The 912-nt window shown below is 72.0% G+C and carries 2 protein-coding genes; both read left to right on the top strand.

Translation table 11 applies throughout. The features are described 5' to 3' along the window. Positions 1 to 59 precede the first annotated feature (59 nt). Positions 60 to 560 carry a helix-turn-helix domain-containing protein gene (locus tag K7G60_RS38595; protein ID WP_374115753.1) on the top strand — a complete coding sequence of 167 codons (501 nt, stop codon included), beginning with the start codon at positions 60 to 62 and terminating at the stop codon, positions 558 to 560. Next, positions 557 to 912 (top strand): transposase (locus tag K7G60_RS38590; protein WP_225805629.1); only part of this gene is annotated, 356 nt, incomplete at its 3' end. The genes K7G60_RS38595 and K7G60_RS38590, both read left to right, overlap by 4 nt.

Here is a 912-nt window from a genome sequence, read left to right as displayed (position 1 = left end):
TACTGATCTTTTCGTTAGTTCCGTGGGTGCGGTGGAGTCGCTGAGGGGATCCTGATGGCGTGCCTTTCAAGCCTTCGCCCGTGGTTCCTCCTTTGACGCGGCCGCGGTTGGCCGGGGCCCGGCGTGTGCGGGCGGCCGAGTTGTCCGGTCAGGGACGTTCGGGTGTAGAGATCGCGCGGATGCCGGGGGTCAGCGAGGAGAGCGTGCGGCGGTGGAGGCGGGTCTGGGAGGAGGGCGGCGCCGACGGGTTGCGCCGTCGCCCGGCCACCGGGCGCCCGCCCAAGCTGGACGACGCCCAGGTCGAGCGGGTGCGGACCGCGCTGGAACAAGGCGCCCAGGCCCATGGTCTCGAGGCCGACCTGTGGACCTTGGAGCGGGTCGGCCTGGTGGTCGAACGGGTGACGGGGGTGAGGCTGTCGAGGGCGTGGGTGTGGCGGCTGCCGACGGGCCGGCTCGGGGGGAGCCTGCAGCGACCCGAACGGCGGGCGGTCGAGCGCGACGAGGCCGAGAGCGCCCGCTGGGTCGCGCACGAGTGGCCGCGGATCAAAAAGGGGCGGTGAACACGCGTGCCTGGATCGTCTTCCTCGACGAGTCGGGAGTGTCGCTGCCGCCGCAGGTCCGCCGCACCTACGCGCCCCGCGGCCGCACCCCGCTCCTGCGGCACCGGCTGGACTGGAAACGCGCCTCGATGGCCGGGGCCCTCGGCTGTCACGCCGCCGACCCCGATCAAGGTCCTCGCCCGTGCTTCCACCTCAAACCCGGCAGCTACGACACTCCCGCTCTCATCGAGGTCCTGGAGCAGATGAAGGTGTTCTACCGCGGGGAGCGGGTGGTCCTGGTCTGGGACGGCCTGTCGGCTCACTGGAGCCGGGCCATGCGGGCCTGGGTCGCCGAGCAGGACTGGCTCACCCT

The sequence above is a fragment of the Streptomyces sp. NK15101 genome (assembly GCF_020400725.1).
GTDB lineage: Bacteria > Actinomycetota > Actinomycetes > Streptomycetales > Streptomycetaceae > Streptomyces.
This window is presented reverse-complemented; position numbering and strand designations above follow the sequence as displayed.